General features: G+C 65.7%; 14 protein-coding genes. 11 read left to right on the forward strand and 3 right to left on the reverse strand.

Translation table 11 applies throughout. The annotated features are described in order from the left end of the window. Nucleotides 1-262: 262 nt before the first annotated feature. The 8 genes from VFC51_05285 to VFC51_05320 all read left to right on the forward strand — a co-directional run bounded on the left by VFC51_05285 (nt 263) and on the right by VFC51_05320 (nt 8035). Nucleotides 263-1159 (forward strand): universal stress protein, encoded by an 897-nt coding sequence (locus VFC51_05285; GenBank protein HZT06422.1) that lies wholly within the window; start codon nt 263-265, stop codon nt 1157-1159. 84 nt (nt 1160-1243) lie between these two features. Further along, nucleotides 1244-1828: a hypothetical protein gene (locus VFC51_05290; protein HZT06423.1), complete on the forward strand. Its 585-nt coding sequence runs from the start codon at nt 1244-1246 to the stop codon at nt 1826-1828. A 195-nt stretch (nt 1829-2023) separates the two neighbouring features. Continuing rightward, nucleotides 2024-3067: an amidohydrolase family protein gene (locus VFC51_05295; protein HZT06424.1), complete on the forward strand. Its 1044-nt coding sequence runs from the start codon at nt 2024-2026 to the stop codon at nt 3065-3067. A gap of 39 nt (nt 3068-3106) precedes the next feature. Next, on the forward strand, nt 3107-4087 hold the full coding sequence (locus tag VFC51_05300; GenBank protein HZT06425.1) for an aldo/keto reductase: 981 nt from the start codon (nt 3107-3109) through the stop codon (nt 4085-4087). Nucleotides 4088-4222: 135 nt separating this feature from the next. Beyond that, on the forward strand, nt 4223-5377 hold the full coding sequence (locus VFC51_05305) for a 4Fe-4S dicluster-binding protein (GenBank protein HZT06426.1): 1155 nt from the start codon (nt 4223-4225) through the stop codon (nt 5375-5377). Between the two features lie 27 nt (nt 5378-5404). Continuing rightward, nucleotides 5405-6628, forward strand: a complete 1224-nt coding sequence (locus VFC51_05310) for a pyruvate ferredoxin oxidoreductase (protein ID HZT06427.1) — start codon at nt 5405-5407, stop codon at nt 6626-6628. Between the two features lie 14 nt (nt 6629-6642). Continuing rightward, on the forward strand, nt 6643-7638 hold the full coding sequence (locus VFC51_05315; GenBank protein ID HZT06428.1) for a thiamine pyrophosphate-dependent enzyme: 996 nt from the start codon (nt 6643-6645) through the stop codon (nt 7636-7638). Nucleotides 7639-7672: 34 nt separating this feature from the next. Next, nucleotides 7673-8035: a cupin domain-containing protein gene (locus VFC51_05320; protein HZT06429.1), complete on the forward strand. Its 363-nt coding sequence runs from the start codon at nt 7673-7675 to the stop codon at nt 8033-8035. A 103-nt stretch (nt 8036-8138) separates the two neighbouring features. Here VFC51_05320 and VFC51_05325 read toward each other — a convergent pair whose 3' ends face one another. Both VFC51_05325 and VFC51_05330 read right to left on the reverse strand, forming a co-directional pair. Then, entirely contained in the window at nt 8139-8891 is a 753-nt protein-coding gene (locus VFC51_05325) for an SIMPL domain-containing protein (GenBank protein ID HZT06430.1), read from the reverse strand. A gap of 117 nt (nt 8892-9008) precedes the next feature. Then, the gene (locus tag VFC51_05330) at nt 9009-9812 is read right to left on the reverse strand and encodes an SDR family oxidoreductase (protein HZT06431.1); all 804 of its coding nucleotides are present in this window, start codon (nt 9810-9812) and stop codon (nt 9009-9011) included. 269 nt (nt 9813-10081) lie between these two features. Between VFC51_05330 and VFC51_05335 the strand changes: the two genes are divergently transcribed. Continuing rightward, nucleotides 10082-12850, forward strand: a complete 2769-nt coding sequence (locus VFC51_05335) for an EAL domain-containing protein (protein HZT06432.1) — start codon at nt 10082-10084, stop codon at nt 12848-12850. Nucleotides 12851-12955: 105 nt separating this feature from the next. On the opposite strand, the gene VFC51_05340 is transcribed toward VFC51_05335, so the two are convergent. Continuing rightward, nucleotides 12956-13594: a hypothetical protein gene (locus VFC51_05340; GenBank protein HZT06433.1), complete on the reverse strand. Its 639-nt coding sequence runs from the start codon at nt 13592-13594 to the stop codon at nt 12956-12958. Between the two features lie 139 nt (nt 13595-13733). Between VFC51_05340 and VFC51_05345 the strand changes: the two genes are divergently transcribed. Both VFC51_05345 and VFC51_05350 read left to right on the forward strand, forming a co-directional pair. Then, the gene (locus tag VFC51_05345; protein HZT06434.1) at nt 13734-14420 is read left to right on the forward strand and encodes an NIPSNAP family protein; all 687 of its coding nucleotides are present in this window, start codon (nt 13734-13736) and stop codon (nt 14418-14420) included. A 43-nt stretch (nt 14421-14463) separates the two neighbouring features. Further along, a partial coding sequence (locus VFC51_05350; protein HZT06435.1) for an ornithine cyclodeaminase family protein occupies nt 14464-14974 on the forward strand: 511 nt, incomplete at its 3' end.

Raw genomic sequence — 14974 nt, forward strand, 5'->3', positions numbered from 1 at the left:
GCGAGGGGTCGGGACGCGGCTTCATTCAAGCGGCTGGACGAATGATTCCACAGATCGCGCGAGGTGGAAAGGTCCGAGGGCAGGGCCTGCCCGAAGGGGTGAGCGTCTGCGCGCCCTCCGCGCGCACGGTTGACTACCCCTGGGAACGTGTCGCAATGCGAACGCGCGCCGGGATACTCCTCCCAGACGATTGAAGCTCCCGGCGAGCCGACCAGGTTGACACCCGGCCTTGCCGTGTGGGAGGGAGAAAGGAGCGATACGGATGATTCGAAAGCTGCTCGTTCCGACTGACGCATCCCCCCTGAGCGAGCGCGCCGTCCCCATTGCCATAGAGATCGCTGCCACGCACCATGCAGAGATCGAGCTGGTTCAGGTCGTCCAGTACCTGTCGTGGCTCGACATGGGCGTTGGCGTGGAGGGCTACGTCGACCCGACCATCTACCAGGAAGTGATGGACGCGCTGGACGAGGGCGCAAGACGAAACCTGCAGACCCTGGCCGCCAGAGCGCGCGGCCGAGGGGTACCGGCCGAAGAGAACCTCCTGCACGGATCACCGGGCGCGGCCTTGCTCGAGTTCGAGGCGGAGAGCCGGCCCGATCTGGTCGTCATGGCGACCCACGGCCGAACCGGGCTGGCGCGATTCGCCCGGGGGAGCGTTGCGGATCTCTTGGTGCGCCAGGGCACCGCGCCCGTCCTCCTGGTGCCCTCTTTTGGTCCCCAACCCACGACCCTCAAGCGCGCCGTGGTCCCGTTGGACGGGTCCGCCCTCGCTGAGGAAGCGGTGCCCATGGTGGAAGCGCTGGCGCTGAAGCCCCTGACACACGCGCACCTCTGCCAGGCAGTGGACAGCGACGAGGAGCGGCACGACGCGGTCGAGTACCTGGCGCGCATGGCCGGACGCCTGCGTCTCAGCGGGCTGGACGTGACGATCGGCACCGCCGTCGGGCCAGCGCACGAAGTGATCGCCATGATTGCCGACGGGACGGACGTCGTGATCATGGCGACCCACGGACGTGGTGGATACGATCGCTTTCGCCACGGAAGCGTCGCCGAACGCTTGCTGCGAGAAGTGACGCAGCCGATCCTGCTCGTCCGCGCGGCCGAGCCCCGCGTCGAAGAGAAGGAGCTGGTGTCGGCGATGTTGACGGCCGGTTCCTGACGGCCGTTCGCGATCCGGCGGCTGCTGAGGCGAAGCAGCGAGGAAGCGCGAGCAGCGGAAAAAGAGAGGAAGAGGGCGACGACCGTGCGACTGGCAATCGGGGTCATGGGCTCGTCTGAGGGCCCCTTCGTGGATGGAGCGTGGGAGCGGCTTCAGGAGCTGGGGCGCACCATCGCGGAGCGCGACTGCGTCCTCCTCACCGGGGCCTGCCCGGGCCTTTCATACGCGGCGGTCCAGGGAGCCAAGGAGGTCGGGGGCCTCGTCGTCGGGATCTCGCCGGGGTTGTCGCTCCACGAGCACGTCCACAAGTACGGCTCGCCCGTCGACGGGTTCGACGTGCTGATCTACACCGGCTCGGGGCTGATGGGTCGCGAGATTGAGAATATCCGCTCATCTGACATCGTCGTAATCGCGGGCGGACGCTCAGGCACTCTCGGCGAGTTCTCCATCGCATACGACGAAGGCCGATTGATCGGCGTGCTGACCGGCACGGGCGGCGTGGCAGACGCTGTGAGCGATCTGGTAGCGCTCTGCAACAAGGAGACCGGCGCTGTGGTGCTCTACGACGCGGAGCCGCGCCGGCTCATCGAGCGCCTCCTGGCCCACTACGAGGCGGAGCACCGCGTGAAGCCCAGCTCCTTCTGGCCGCCCGTCGCCACGACGCGCTGATCGTCGGGAGCAGGGCCTAGCCGGCTCGCATTTCCGCGACGGGCGCACCGCCCATTCAGGCCCCGTGCGTGTTGCCTCAAAACTTAAACCGACCGGACGGGTGAATGACGCCAACCGCACCGATGGTGCATCATCAAACGGTCGTCACGCTGCCAATCAGGCAGTCAGCCTGCGCGACGGACGGGGGGAGAAGCGATGGCCGTCATCGATGCCGATGCCCACGTGCACGAGTGCGAGCACACGTGGGACTTCATGAATGGAGTGGACCCGTCCTGGCGTCCCCAGATCGTGCGGAAAGAGGGCGAAGATGGATCGACGCGCGAGTTCTGGTCGTTCAACGGCAACCTCCGCCCGAAGGGCGGCAACGTCGGGAAGGTGACGCCGGCGCCCGCCCGCGAGCTGACCGACATCGGCCTGCGGCTCCGCCAGATGGACCAACTCGGGGTCGACGTTCAGGTGCTCTATCCGTCCCTCCTCACCGCCGTCAGCGACGATCCCGCCGTCGAGGGCGCCCTCTGGAAGAGCTACAACCGCTGGCTCGCCGAGGCCTGGACGCAGGGTCAGGGTCGGTTGCGCTGGGTCGCGCGAGTGCCGTTGGACGACGTATACGCCGCCACGGCGGAGCTGCGCTTCGCCAAAGACCACGGTGCTTGCGGCGTCTTCATGCGAAGCGTCGAAGGGTCGCGCCTTCTTCCCGATCCATATTTCTTCCCGATCTACGAAGAGGCCAGCGCTCTCGACATGCCCATCTGCGTCCACGCCTCGCTCGGGAACTCCGCCCTGGTCGACTTGCTCTCGCAGGACAGAGACAACGGCAACTTCCTGAAATTCAAGCTCAGCGTCATCGGCGCCTTCCACTCCCTGCTCGTCAGCGGCATCCCCGACGCCTTTCCCAAGCTGCGGTTCGGATTCGTCGAGGTCAGCTCGGACTGGGTGCCGTACGTGGTTCGCGAGCTACAGAAGCGCTTCCTGTGGAAGGGCTGGAACCTTCCCAGCGAGAGCATCATGGCGCGCAATCGCATGTTCGTCGCGAGCCAGGTCGATGACGACATTCCTCACGTGCTGCGGTATGCGGGCGAGGGGAACCTGGTCATCGGCACCGACTACGGCCACGCGGACACGTCGACCGAGCTGGTCGCCCACAGGAAGCTCGCGCAGCGGGGCGACGTCGATCCGCGCGTGGTCGAGCGGATGCTCGACGACAATCCGCGCGCGCTTTACGGGATCTCGGAGGCGTAATGACCGCACGCCGCGCGAACCTCGGGCTGCGGTAACCCCATGCGCACGCGAACCCTCGGAAAGAGCGGCGTTGCGATTTCGGAGATTGGCTTCGGCTGCGGCAACGTTGGCGGGCTCCTCATTCGCGGAGCGAGCGCGGAGCAGCTTCGCGCCATCGAGCGGGCGGTTCAGCTCGGCGTTACCTACTTCGACACGGCGGCCTCGTACGGCGACGGCCTCTCCGAGCGGAACCTCGGCGCGGCGCTGCACGCACTGCATCCGGACGTGCTCGTGGGGACGAAGCTGGGCCTAACGGCGGAGGACCTGGAGAACGGCGCGAAGCGCGCGCGAGCGCTGTTCAACGAGAGTCTGCAACGGCTCGGGCGCACCTCCGTCGACATTCTGTACTACCACGGCCGAATCCGCGAGACTCATGTCGCGGGCGATCGCGCGTTAACCGTATCGCACATGCTGGGCCCCGTCCACGATCTGTTCGAGGATCTCAGGCGGGACGGGCGAATTCGTTTCCTCGGGTTCACCGGCCTCGGTGAGACGTCGGCGGTCATCCGGACGATCGACAGCGGCGCTTTCGACGTCTTGCACTGCTACTTCAGTGCCGTGAACCCATCGGCTGGCTACTCGGTGCCTGCAGGCTTCGCTCCCCAGAACATGAACCTCATGATCGACCACGCAACGGCTGCTGGCATGGGCGTCCTTGCCATCCGGATCCTCGCGGCCGGAGCCCTCGCCGACTCGCGGGAGCGGCACCCGCTGGCTGGCGGCACCGGCGGAACCCTCATCACCGGGACCGACTACGCCGCGGACGTGGCGCGCGGTGAGCGACTCAAGTCCATCGCCAGCGAGCTGGGCGTCAGCCTCGCGGAGCTGGCCATTCGGTTTGCCTTGAGCCGCGCGGGCATCGCTACCGCGCTCGTCGGGGTCTCGAGCGTCGAGCAGATCGAGTTCGCCGCCAGAGCCGCCGAGGCCGGTCCCCTTCCACACGCCACCGTCGAACGGATCGTGGCGACGGCGACGCGCTGAAGCATTTCCCGTCTCCCCCGCGCGGAGGCCCCCGCACAGGAGGCGCTTGACGCGCATGGGCGACCAGTGATTTGATGTGCCATTCGCAGGCCGCGGCCGGGCCCCCGGAACTCGACGCGGCATCAGGGAGTCGCCATGATCAAACGGGTGGAGATCAACTACCGCGGCATCTTCCAAAAGACCCTGGCTAAACGCATTGGCGGGGACATCGTCGTGATCGCCAGCCGGATGGGGAAGGTCGGCTTCTCTAACGGGCGCTACTCGGACTCGCCCGAGCGCAACGGAATCCCCTGCAAGTACTTCGCCTTCGTGTCGCCGGACCTCCAGGAAGAAGAGTTGGAAGCCGAATGCGGAGCGAAGCTCGACATCGACGAGGCGGATGTCTCCGTCGTGCTGGATGACACGATGGTCAAGGGCGTCGAGCCCTGGGGGTGGCATGGGATTCGGCCCATCAACGAGAAGATCATTCCCAATGGGTGCCTCCTGATCGTCTCTCGCAAGGATGTCGGCGACCTCACGAAGTTCGTGGCGCGCCGCGACTTCACGTATCGCGTCACCACCCTCGAGGGCGACGCGAATCTCGCCGGCCTCTGGGTCTTCAAAGACGACCTTACCCACGAGCGGGTCCTCGGCGCGATCTCGGCCGTCGATCCGGACGTGATCTCCATCGACGCCGTCGCGGACTATCTCGTCGCGAAGACGGGCGAGGAGCGGCGGGCGCTGGCTGCGCGAGAAGCCCACGATGCCGTGCTGCGGCGGATGGAGCCCGTCACACCCAACGACGGCATCGTCTGGCCCCACAAGGCCCCGGAACTGCCCAAGTGGCACGCCTTCTCCATCGGCGCTGCGGTGCCAGCCGTCGAGCGCGGCTTCGAGATGGGACCCGGCGGCCAGAGTCGGAACGCCAGCTTCCGCCGCGGCACCACCAAGTCGCTCCGACCGGTGGTTCGCTTCGACCTCTGCATTGGCTGCACCCTGTGTTGGCTGGACTGTCCCGACGAATGCTTTGATCCGATCGACGGCAAGCTTTTCGACGTCTCGTACGACTACTGCGTCGGCTGCGGCAAGTGCGCCGTCGTCTGCCCGGTCCCCGAGTGCATCGTGATGGTCGACGAGCTGCGCTTCGAGGACAACAGCAGCCCGTGGGAGCACTACCGTCGCGATCCGGCCGGCTACATCGCGTGGGCTGAGGAAAAGAAGGGGCGAATCCGCGTCTCCTATCCCCACGTGACCGGTACCGGACGCGACGTTCGCGAGGCGGTCGGCCCGCCGGCGAAGCTGGGCGAATGACCAATAATCCAGATTGGAGCAGAGCGCATGGCAGTAGCCAATGACCCCAGGGTCTGGGACCGCGACGAGCTGCTGACGGGCTGCCAGGCCGTGTCGCAGGCAGTGCGCCTCGCCGACGTTGACGTCGTGGCGGCGTACCCCATCCGACCGTACACAGAAGTGATGGACGGGATCTCGAAGATCATCGCGGACGGTCAGCTCGACGCCGAGTACATCATCGCGGACAGCGAGCACTCGCAGTTCGAGATCGTGAAGCATGCGAGCTCGGTTGGCGCGCGCGCGTTTGCCGGGAGCTCTGGCACCGGGTGGATGTACGGATTCGAGGCGCTCGTCGTCGCAGCCACCGATCGGCTGCCGGTTCTCTTCCTCGTCGGCAATCGCGCCCTCGACGACCCCGGCGCCTTCGGCGTCGAGCACAACGACGCTATGGCGATTCGGGACATGGGGTGGCTTCTCTGCTGGACGTCGACTGCGCAGGAGGCGCTGGAGCACATCCTCATCGGGTACCGGATCGCCGAGGACAGCCGCGTCATGATGCCCATGGCGGTCGCCATGGATGGCGCGTTTCTCACCCACTCCCAGCACATGGTGAAGATGCCGAGCCAGGAGGCGGTCAACCGATTCCTCCCGCCCTATAACCTCGGTGCGCGCCGCCTCCACCCGGACAACCCGATCTCCATCGCGCCTCAGGCAAACGAGGATTGGGTGCTCGAGATTCGGCGCCAAAACTGGGAGGCCGCGCGCAGCGCGCGACAGGTGATCAAAGATGCGTACACGGAGTGGAACGCCGTCTTCGGGTCCGACCGGTACGCGTCGCCCTATTTCGACGAGTTCATGACCGACGATGCAGACACCGTTCTGATCGGACTGGGGACGGTCTCGATGCCGGCCCGAACGGCCGTCCGTCGGCTGCGCGAGAAGGGGCACAAGGTCGGTTACGTGAACCTGCGATGGTTCCGACCGTTCCCCACCGAGGAGCTGCGGGCGTGCCTCGGCCGCTTCAAGGCCGTCGGTGTGATCGACCGGGACTTCGCCCACGGCTCCCCGGATGATGGCGGTATCGTCCTCCACGAGGTGCGGTCGACGCTCTACCCGCTACGCGAGCGTCCCGTCGTGACCAATTTCATCTGCGGCCTTGGGGGCCGCGACATCTCCATCGACGACTGCCTGCGGATGTTCGACATCACGATGGCCGCCCGTGACGGCAAACACACGCCCGAAGTCGTGAGCTGGCTAGGACTTCGCGAGTAAAGGAGACGACGCACATGGCACAGCCTCTTCCTTTCATCGACTACGAGCGGATTCGAACGGTCCACGACACGCCCCTGGAGGAGATGTACACGTCCGGCCACCGGACGTGCCAGGGATGCGAGTCGGCCATGGTGATGCGGCACTTTTCCAAGGCGGCCGGCCCGCGAACGATCGCGACCGGCTCGACCGGGTGCATGTACGTCGCCAACACGAGCTACATGACCACGCCGTGGATCATCCCGTGGATGCACACGCAGCTCGGCGCCGGCGGCTCCTCGGCGGTGGGCACAGCGGCCGGCATTCGCGCCCTCCAACGCAAGGGCAAGATCCCCGACGAGAAGATCAACGTCATCGCCTTCTGCGGCGACCTCGGCGGCGGCGACATGGGCTTGAGCGGAATCTCCGGGGCGCTCCAGTCCGACCTCGATCTCCTCGTCATCCTGTATGACAACGAGTCCGCCGCGAACACGGACATTCAGGCCACCGGCATGACGACCTACGGAGCTCAAACGACGTTTACCCCACCAGGGAAGAAGCACCGGATCATGCAGCGGCGATGGAAGAAGAACGTTGCGCCTATGCTGGCCGTTGGGCATCCAAATTGCCGATACGTCGCGACCGCCAGCGCGACCTACCCGCCCCTCGACTTCCATAACAAGGTGCGGAAGGCGCTCGCCATCGGCGGACCGACCTTCATCCACACCTTTGACCCGTGCCCGAAGGGTTGGGATTTTCACCCCCAGTACTCGCGGGAGATCGGCGAGCTGGGGATCAAGTCCGGCATCTTCCCCCTCTACGAGATCATCGACGGGAAGGTCGAGTACACCTACGACGCCCGAGGCAAGCAGCGGACCCCGGTCCGCGAGTACCTCATGAAGCAAGGCCGCTTCGCGCACCTGGCGGACGAAGACGTCGAGTACATCCAGGCGCACGTCGACACAATGTGGGACGAGTGGGAGCTGCCGGGCGTCGCCCCCTTCAAGGGCGAATTGCAGCTCGCAAAAGCGTAAGGCGCAGCGCGCGCGGAATAGTGAGGAGGAAACGATGGCGGATCAGATCGAGGTGAAGAGCCACAGCACGCCGGACGAGGTCCGGACGCCGGACAAGACCCGGGTCGAGCTGGTCCGAGTCGGTGGGTCGACGCTGGGGCGATTGACGCTGCAGCCGGGTTGGAAGTGGTCCGAGTGCATCAAACCGGTGGTGCACACGGAGAGCTGCCAGGTACACCACGTCGGCTACGCTCTATCCGGGAGCATCACCGTTCGCCTCACCAATGGGAACCAGGCGACCATCAAGGGGGGCGACTCATACGACATCCCGCCAGGGCACGACGCGTGGGTCGACGGACCCGAGCCCTTCGTCGGGGTTGAGGTGCAGAGCGCGGAGCAGTACGCCAGGCCCAGCTAGCGATCGCTCCGGATCCAGAGCGGCGCGACGCGTGAGCATCGCGCCGCTCCTGCGCCAAGCTGGATAGCCACGGCCGCGAGCTGGCCTCGCCGAGCAGGCGACCCTACCGCCCCAGCGTGAATTGGGCGCGCACGACGCCGGTCACCTTCTTCTGTATCGTCGATGTGTCGTACGTCCCCTGGTCGGAGATCTGGGTCGAGTTCGGCGGCGTGATCTGAATGACGCCCGTGCTCGCCGACACCAGATGGCCGAGGCGTGCGCCAGTGCTACCGGCAATCTGCTCGGCTCTCGCCTGCGCGTCCTTCGTGGCGCCGGCGAAGAGCTGCACGCGAAGGTCCGGGAGCTTGGAGTAGAAATACTCGGGGTTGCGACCCGAGAAGATCACGCCTTGATCGATGAGCTGGCTCGTCTTCTGGGCGATGCCGGTGATCTTGTCGACCTCCGCCGAATTGATCGTCACCTCTTGCGTAAGTCGATACGCGACGATGGCGTTCGTACACCCTGCGCGCGGCGGGTTGCCGCACTGCTCCTGAATGGGGGACTGCAGGATGGACGACATGGTGATCTCGTCCTTCGCGACTCCCTGGTCCGCCAGAAACTTCGAAACGATGTCCGCGTCCGACAGCATTTGCGCGTAACCCTGCTGCAGGGACGCCACCGGCACGTCGCGTCCGAAGGTGCCGGACCACTTGATCTGGTCGGATGTGATCTGGACGTCGGTCGATCCGGTGACGGTGAGCACGGAGCTGTCGAACGTCTTGACGTAGTCGATCGTATTGGCGGCGATGAGACTTCCGCCGACGATCGCTGCGCTGAGAAGGAACGCGGCGGCGACGACCGCCCAGCTCCGGACCATCTTTCATCCGCGTAACGTTCTGGAACGATACGCTCGACGATACCGCAAACCCACTCTTCGCGCCACGGAACCGGCGCCCGGACGTCGCGCCAGGCCCGAAGACGCGGTGTAACCAAGCTACAGGCCGTGGCCCGAGCCGCCGTCCAGCACGATTTCCGCGCCGACGAGATTGAGCACCCGCCGAGAGGCGAGGAACACGATAAGCTCCGCCACTTCCTCGGGCGCCGTGACCCGCCCGGTCGGCGTCTCGCGGTCCCATTCTTGGAGCACCTCTTCCACGGACTTGCCGGTTCTGGTGGCCGCGGCCCTCGCCCGGGCCAGATGTCGATCGGTCGCGACGACCCCGAGCGAGATGGTGTTCATCGCAATGCCACGGCGGGCCAGATCACTGGCGCCGCCCTTTGAGAACACGCGGAGCCCCGCGTTCGCGATTGCAGCGGGGACGCCGCCCGGCTGCGGATCTCGCCCGGCCCCGCCGCTGATGTTGACGATTGCCCCGCCGCCCCTTCGCTCCATGATCGGTACGATCGCGCGCGTAAGGCGGAGCGCGGTGAGCACCTTGATCGTCCAGGATGAGACGACCATCTCGTCGGTAATCTCCGTGAACGGTCCGTAGCTGGAATCACCGACCCCGTTCACCAGGATGTCGGCTCCCCCGAAGGTCGCCAGCGTCCGCTCGACCACCGTCTCTACGCCTCCGGGCGCCGTGAGATCGACCGCAATGCCGAGCACGCGGCTATCATGGCCCTGTGCCGCGGCAGCCTGCTGGAGATCCGCGACCGCCCGCTCTACCGTGTCGTCGTGTCTGCCGGCGAACGCGACGGAGGCTCCGTGCCCCACGAGTAGGCGCCCCGTCGCGAGCCCGATTCCGCGACTTCCCCCGGAGATAACCGCGATCTTCCCGTCGAGCTGGAATGTCACGTGCTCCCTCCAATGCCGCCATCTCGGCCCCGCGCCGTCGTTCACCATCGTCGCGCTCTGGGACACGCGGCGGCTAGCGTGTCGCCGACCGCGTGCGCCCCCTGACACGCGCGGGGGGAAGACCCCACCCCGCCGGCAAGCGCGCTGGCTACCCGATTTTGCCGCAAACGACCACCCCATCCACCGTGGCGACCGCGGCCGCTGAGCCCCGATGGTTGTTTCAAATTGCTCACGGGAGCGCGGGTTCTTGGCGAGCGGAGGGGGAGGGGATGATCGGTCGGGTTCAGACAGCCCTTCGGCAGGTCGCGCGCCCGGCGGCGGCTGATTCCCACAGCGGCCCGATCGAGGCACTCGTGATCGAGGCTCTGGGCATTGCGCTCGCGTTCTATGTCTTTTCCACAGCGTTCGGATGGGTTACCGGTGATCTGAAAACGCTCATCGGGGACATCACGCCGCTGCCCTTCACGTTGGCGGCGGCGGCCATGGCATCGAGGGTCGGAAACGTCCCGGCGCTGCAACGGCGCGCCCGCTGGGCCTGGCGAGTGCTGGCCATGGCGTTCCTCGCCTATGCGGTCGGAGACGCGATCTGGGCATTTGATGAGCTCGTGCTCGGTGAAGTGGCGTTTCCGTCCTGGGCCGACGCGGCATATGTGCTCTTTTATCCCCTCGTACTGACCGGCCTCGTCCTGTTCCCACCGGCCCCGCGAACGCGCGCCGAGCAGACCAAGTTCTGGCTCGACCTGGCAGCGGTCGTGCTCGGGAGCGGCATGATTGTCTGGTACTTCGTCATTCGGCCCATCGCATCCGCCCAACAGTCGGATCCGCTGGCGGCCGCCATCGCAATCCTGTATCCGGTCGGCGACCTGGTCCTGATCGGCGGCGTCGGCGCCCTCCTGCTGCGTCTAACCCCAACCGCCAATCGGACTCCGCTCCTCATCCTCGGGGGCAGCCTCACGCTGTTCGTCGCGGCCGATCTTGCCTACGGTCCCAAGATTCTTAGCGATACCTATGTCAGCGGCGACTGGCTTGACCTGATATGGGTGGGCGCTGAATGGCTCTTGGCCGTCGCCGCGTACGTGCAACTCAGCGCCGTCGATCGCCCGCTGGCGAGCCGAGAGCGTGTGGTCAGGCAAACGATTAGCTGGATCCCGTACGTGGGCCTGGCGCTCGGGTATGGGCTTCTGATGGCGGTCTCCCGGGTGCCGACGGACGAAGCATTGCCCGATCTCGTCCTGGGAGCCATCGCTCTTACCACCATCGTCTTGATCCGGCAGGTCGCTGCGCTGCGGGAGAACGCGCTCCTGCTCGAGGAGCGAGCAGCCCACCGCCGCGAGGCGCGCTGGGAATCGCTGGTCCAACAAGCCTCTGACGTGATCCTCATCGTCGATGACCGCGCGGTGATTCGATACGCGACGCCGTCGGTCGCATCCCAGCTCGGACATCGGCCCCGCGATATTGAGGGTACGTCGTTGCTCGCGCTCATCCATCCCGATGACGCGGCCATCGCGTCGGAGTTCTTGGCCCAATCCACGGCGCACGTCGGCGCCGGCCCATCGTCCGAATGGCGCCTCCGGTCAGAAACGGGCGCATGGCGAACGGTTGAGGTGCTTGCCAACAATCTCACTGGAGATGCCAACGTCGACGGAATCGTGCTCACGTTCCGTGACATTAGTGACCGAAAAGAATTCGAGGAGCAGCTACGTCGCCAGGCCTTCGAAGATCCCTTGACAGGCTTGGCCAATCGTGCGCTCTTCCGCGATCGTGTCGCGCATTCGCTCGCGCGCGGCCGCCGATCGATGACCCCGGCCGTCGTGCTGTTCCTCGACCTGGATAATTTCAAGGTAGTGAACGACAGTCTGGGGCACCGGGCCGGCGATGATCTGCTGAGGGAAGTGGCGGATCGCGTCGCCTCGTCCGTGCGGCCTGGCGATACGGTCGCCCGGTTCGCGGGTGATGAGTTTGCAATTCTGCTCGCGGATCCCGCGTCGACTGAGGATGCCACCACCGTTGGGGAACGGATCGTGAAGGAGCTGCGCCAACCGTTCGCTGTCCAAGGACGCGAGGTTTTCGTGGAGTGCAGCATCGGGATCGCATCCGCGGCCTGCAGCCAATCAAAGCACGTCGACCAGTGCGCCGACGACCTGATCCGGAACGCGGATGCCGCCATGTACGTGGCGAAGCGGCGCGGTGGTGGCCGGGCCGAGGTTTTCGCTCCCCATATGCACGCGGACGCTCTGGCGCACCTGCGACTGATCACCGATCTCCGGCATGCCATCGAGAGGGACGAGTTCTTCCTCCTCTACCAGCCGATCGTCGACCTCGATTCGGGTGCCCTCACTGGGGTCGAGGCGCTCGTGCGCTGGCGGCATCCGGAGCGGGGCATTGTGCCTCCTGCGGCGTTCATCAGCATTGCCGAGGAGACGGGACTCGTGGTTCCTATTGGTCTCTGGGTTCTCGAGCAGGCGTGCCGACAAGGCGAGCTCTGGCGTTCTCAAGACTCAGTTCATCCGGTGATGGTCAGCGTCAACCTTTCGGCACGTCAGCTTCGCGAGGATAATCTCGTGCGCGACGTCGCGGCCGTGCTTCACGAGACTGCCTTTCCGCCGCACCTGCTGACGCTGGAAGTTACCGAAAGCACGTTGGTCGAGGGGAGCGAGCGGGTCATTGGCCGCCTCACCGACCTGAAGAGGCTTGGAATTCGCCTCTCCCTGGATGATTTCGGCACTGGATATTCATCCCTCAGCTATCTCCAGAACCTGCCCATCGACGCCCTCAAGATCGATAAGTCCTTTGTCGACCGCCTCGGAGCCGCTGAGGAGGCCACGACCCTCGTCGAGACGGTCGTCGCCATGTCACGCGCCCTACATCTGAGCACCGTCGCCGAGGGCATCGAGGACGCGCAACAAGCCGACCGGCTGCGGTCCCTGGGCTGCGCGCTCGGACAGGGATATTTTTTCGCCCGTCCCCTGCCCGCCGCTGAGATAACCCCGCTCGTGGGGCAACGGTTCAGTGTGCGTCAGGCATCGCTGGTGGGATAGCATCCCCCGCCAAGACGGCCACGAAGGGCGACGAGCGACCTCGAGCTGATTCCAGCGCGGGGTGAACCGGAATGCTCAGTGTCCGTCGCGCACTCGACGCTCGATCTACGGCGCGACCGCCGTGGGCGTCACCGTTTGCGTCGGGCAGGGCCGCTGCATGTACGGTGCAGGCGCCACCAACGTCAGATCGATGAGGCAGCCAATCCGCGCGTCACTTGGCAGGACGCGATATGAGCTAGGGGTAGGCGTTGGCGGGACCAGCGCCGCTGCCGGAACCATCGGCGTCGCGGCAAGCGGCGGCGGCGCGGATTGGAGGACCACGGTCGCTGCGTGCGACGTATGCTGAGTCGAATGCGCCCACACCCGAAGGGTTAGCGGCCCCTCGGGGAGGTCCTGCGGAATCCAGGTGAACGCGAATCCGCTCTCCTGCCAGCCGGGCCGATTCGCCGCCAACGCGACATCCGGCCGCGCGATCCCGTAGGTCGCGAAAATGGGGTCAACCGAGGTCCCATTTTGCCAATCGAACGAAATCTCGATGGCCTCGATTCCGGTGCCGTCGTCCGCTGACGCGTCGACCGCCCACCCGGTGATATCTACCGGCTGCCCGTTCGACACCGTCGTCCCCGAGACGGGGGTGTCGATGGTGATCTGAATACTTGAGCCTTTGGCCGTGGCCAGTGATGGAATGATGAGGGCTGCCGCGCCCACTCCACTCAGAAGACACAGCGCTAATCGCCGAGACATGTGGTCCTCCCTTGACCGGCGGGCGGACCTCTGCCCGCGCGCCTTCCTAACGATACCAGGCGCCGCGGGCAGGAGCGCCTGGTATGACGCCGCCAACAGGGCTGCGGTAGTATGGGCGCGAAAGCGAACGGAGGAGACAATGTTTTACGAGCTGCGGAAGTACGACGTGATGCCCGGCCGCCTTCCTGCGCTGCTGGACCGCTTTGGGACCTTCACGGTGCCCCATTGGAACGAGCGGGGATTCCGCGTCGTCGGCTTCTGGACGCCGCTGCTCGGCGGAAACAACCACCAGCTCATCTACATGCTCGGCTGGGATAGCTTCGAGGAGCGGATGGCAAAATTCAGCGCGTGGCAGGCTTCGCCGGAGCGCGCGGCGAAATGGGAGGAGACCGAACGCGACGGGCCACTGGTCCGACGCGTCAACAACGTGCTCTTGCAGCCGACGGATTTCTCGCAGATCGAGAAGGGCCCCGCGCTCGATCCCGCCAAAGGTGACCATTACCTCTTCGAGCTGCGCGAATACGACGCGATGCCCGGGAAGCTCCGCGCGCTCGTCCAGCGGTTCGGTGGCTTCACGATCGACTGTTTCAGAAAACACGGGTTCCACCAGGTCGGGTATTGGACGTCCGTCATGGGCGGGCACAACAACCGCCTGACCTACATCTTGGCGTGGAACAGCCTGGACGAGCGCCAGCGCGCATTCGCGGAATTCCGTGCCGACTCTGAGCGCCAGCGCATTTTCAAGGAGAGCGAGCGCGATGGCAATCTGGTGGAATTCGTCGCCAACGTGCTGATGCAGCCAACCGCGTTCTCTCCGCTCAGGTAGCCGCTCAACCGCCGACGGACAAGACGGAATATCGGAGGCGACAATGCTCTTCATCGACAACGCGATGGTCCAGAGCGTGCTGACCATGGACGAGTGCATCGAGGTCCAGGAGCGCGCCTTCCTCGGGCTCCGAACCGGCGCCTCCATCCATCGCCCGCGGGTCGACATGTACGTTCCTTGCGAGCGGGACGACGGATACTGGCGCTGGGGAACCATGGAGGGCGCGAGCAGCGACCTGGGCGTCTTTGCCATTCGCATGAAGTCCGACGTCATCACATGGCCGCGACACCCGGACGGGACGTGGACCGAAGAGAAGTACTGCGTTGAGCCAGGGACCTATTGCGGGCTGATATTCCTCCTCAGCACGCGGAACGGCGAGCCGTTGGCCATGATCAACGACGGCCATCTCCAGCACATGCGGGTGGGAGGCGGCGCTGGATTGGGCGTCAAATACCTCTCCCGGCCCGACGCGCACGTCGTGGGGATGATCGGCTCTGGCGGGATGGCCCGGACGTACCTTCGCGCGTTCACGTGCGTCCGCGAGATCCACCGCG

This window comes from Chloroflexota bacterium (assembly GCA_035652535.1).
Taxonomy (GTDB): Bacteria; Chloroflexota; UBA6077; order UBA6077; family SHYK01; genus DASRDP01.

What these genes read in the sequence shown, in the direction of transcription:
- VFC51_05285 (HZT06422.1), top strand. Translation starts at nt 263, where the DNA reads ATGATTCGAAAGCTGCTCGTTCCGACTGACGCATCCCCCCTGAGCGAG.
- VFC51_05295 (HZT06424.1), top strand. Translation starts at nt 2,024, where the DNA reads ATGGCCGTCATCGATGCCGATGCCCACGTGCACGAGTGCGAGCACACG.
- VFC51_05300 (HZT06425.1), top strand. Translation starts at nt 3,107, where the DNA reads ATGCGCACGCGAACCCTCGGAAAGAGCGGCGTTGCGATTTCGGAGATT.
- VFC51_05305 (HZT06426.1), top strand. Translation starts at nt 4,223, where the DNA reads ATGATCAAACGGGTGGAGATCAACTACCGCGGCATCTTCCAAAAGACC.
- VFC51_05310 (HZT06427.1), top strand. Translation starts at nt 5,405, where the DNA reads ATGGCAGTAGCCAATGACCCCAGGGTCTGGGACCGCGACGAGCTGCTG.
- VFC51_05315 (HZT06428.1), top strand. Translation starts at nt 6,643, where the DNA reads ATGGCACAGCCTCTTCCTTTCATCGACTACGAGCGGATTCGAACGGTC.
- VFC51_05320 (HZT06429.1), top strand. Translation starts at nt 7,673, where the DNA reads ATGGCGGATCAGATCGAGGTGAAGAGCCACAGCACGCCGGACGAGGTC.
- VFC51_05325 (HZT06430.1), bottom strand. Translation starts at nt 8,891, where the DNA reads ATGGTCCGGAGCTGGGCGGTCGTCGCCGCCGCGTTCCTTCTCAGCGCA.
- VFC51_05335 (HZT06432.1), top strand. Translation starts at nt 10,082, where the DNA reads ATGATCGGTCGGGTTCAGACAGCCCTTCGGCAGGTCGCGCGCCCGGCG.
- VFC51_05340 (HZT06433.1), bottom strand. Translation starts at nt 13,594, where the DNA reads ATGTCTCGGCGATTAGCGCTGTGTCTTCTGAGTGGAGTGGGCGCGGCA.
- VFC51_05345 (HZT06434.1), top strand. Translation starts at nt 13,734, where the DNA reads ATGTTTTACGAGCTGCGGAAGTACGACGTGATGCCCGGCCGCCTTCCT.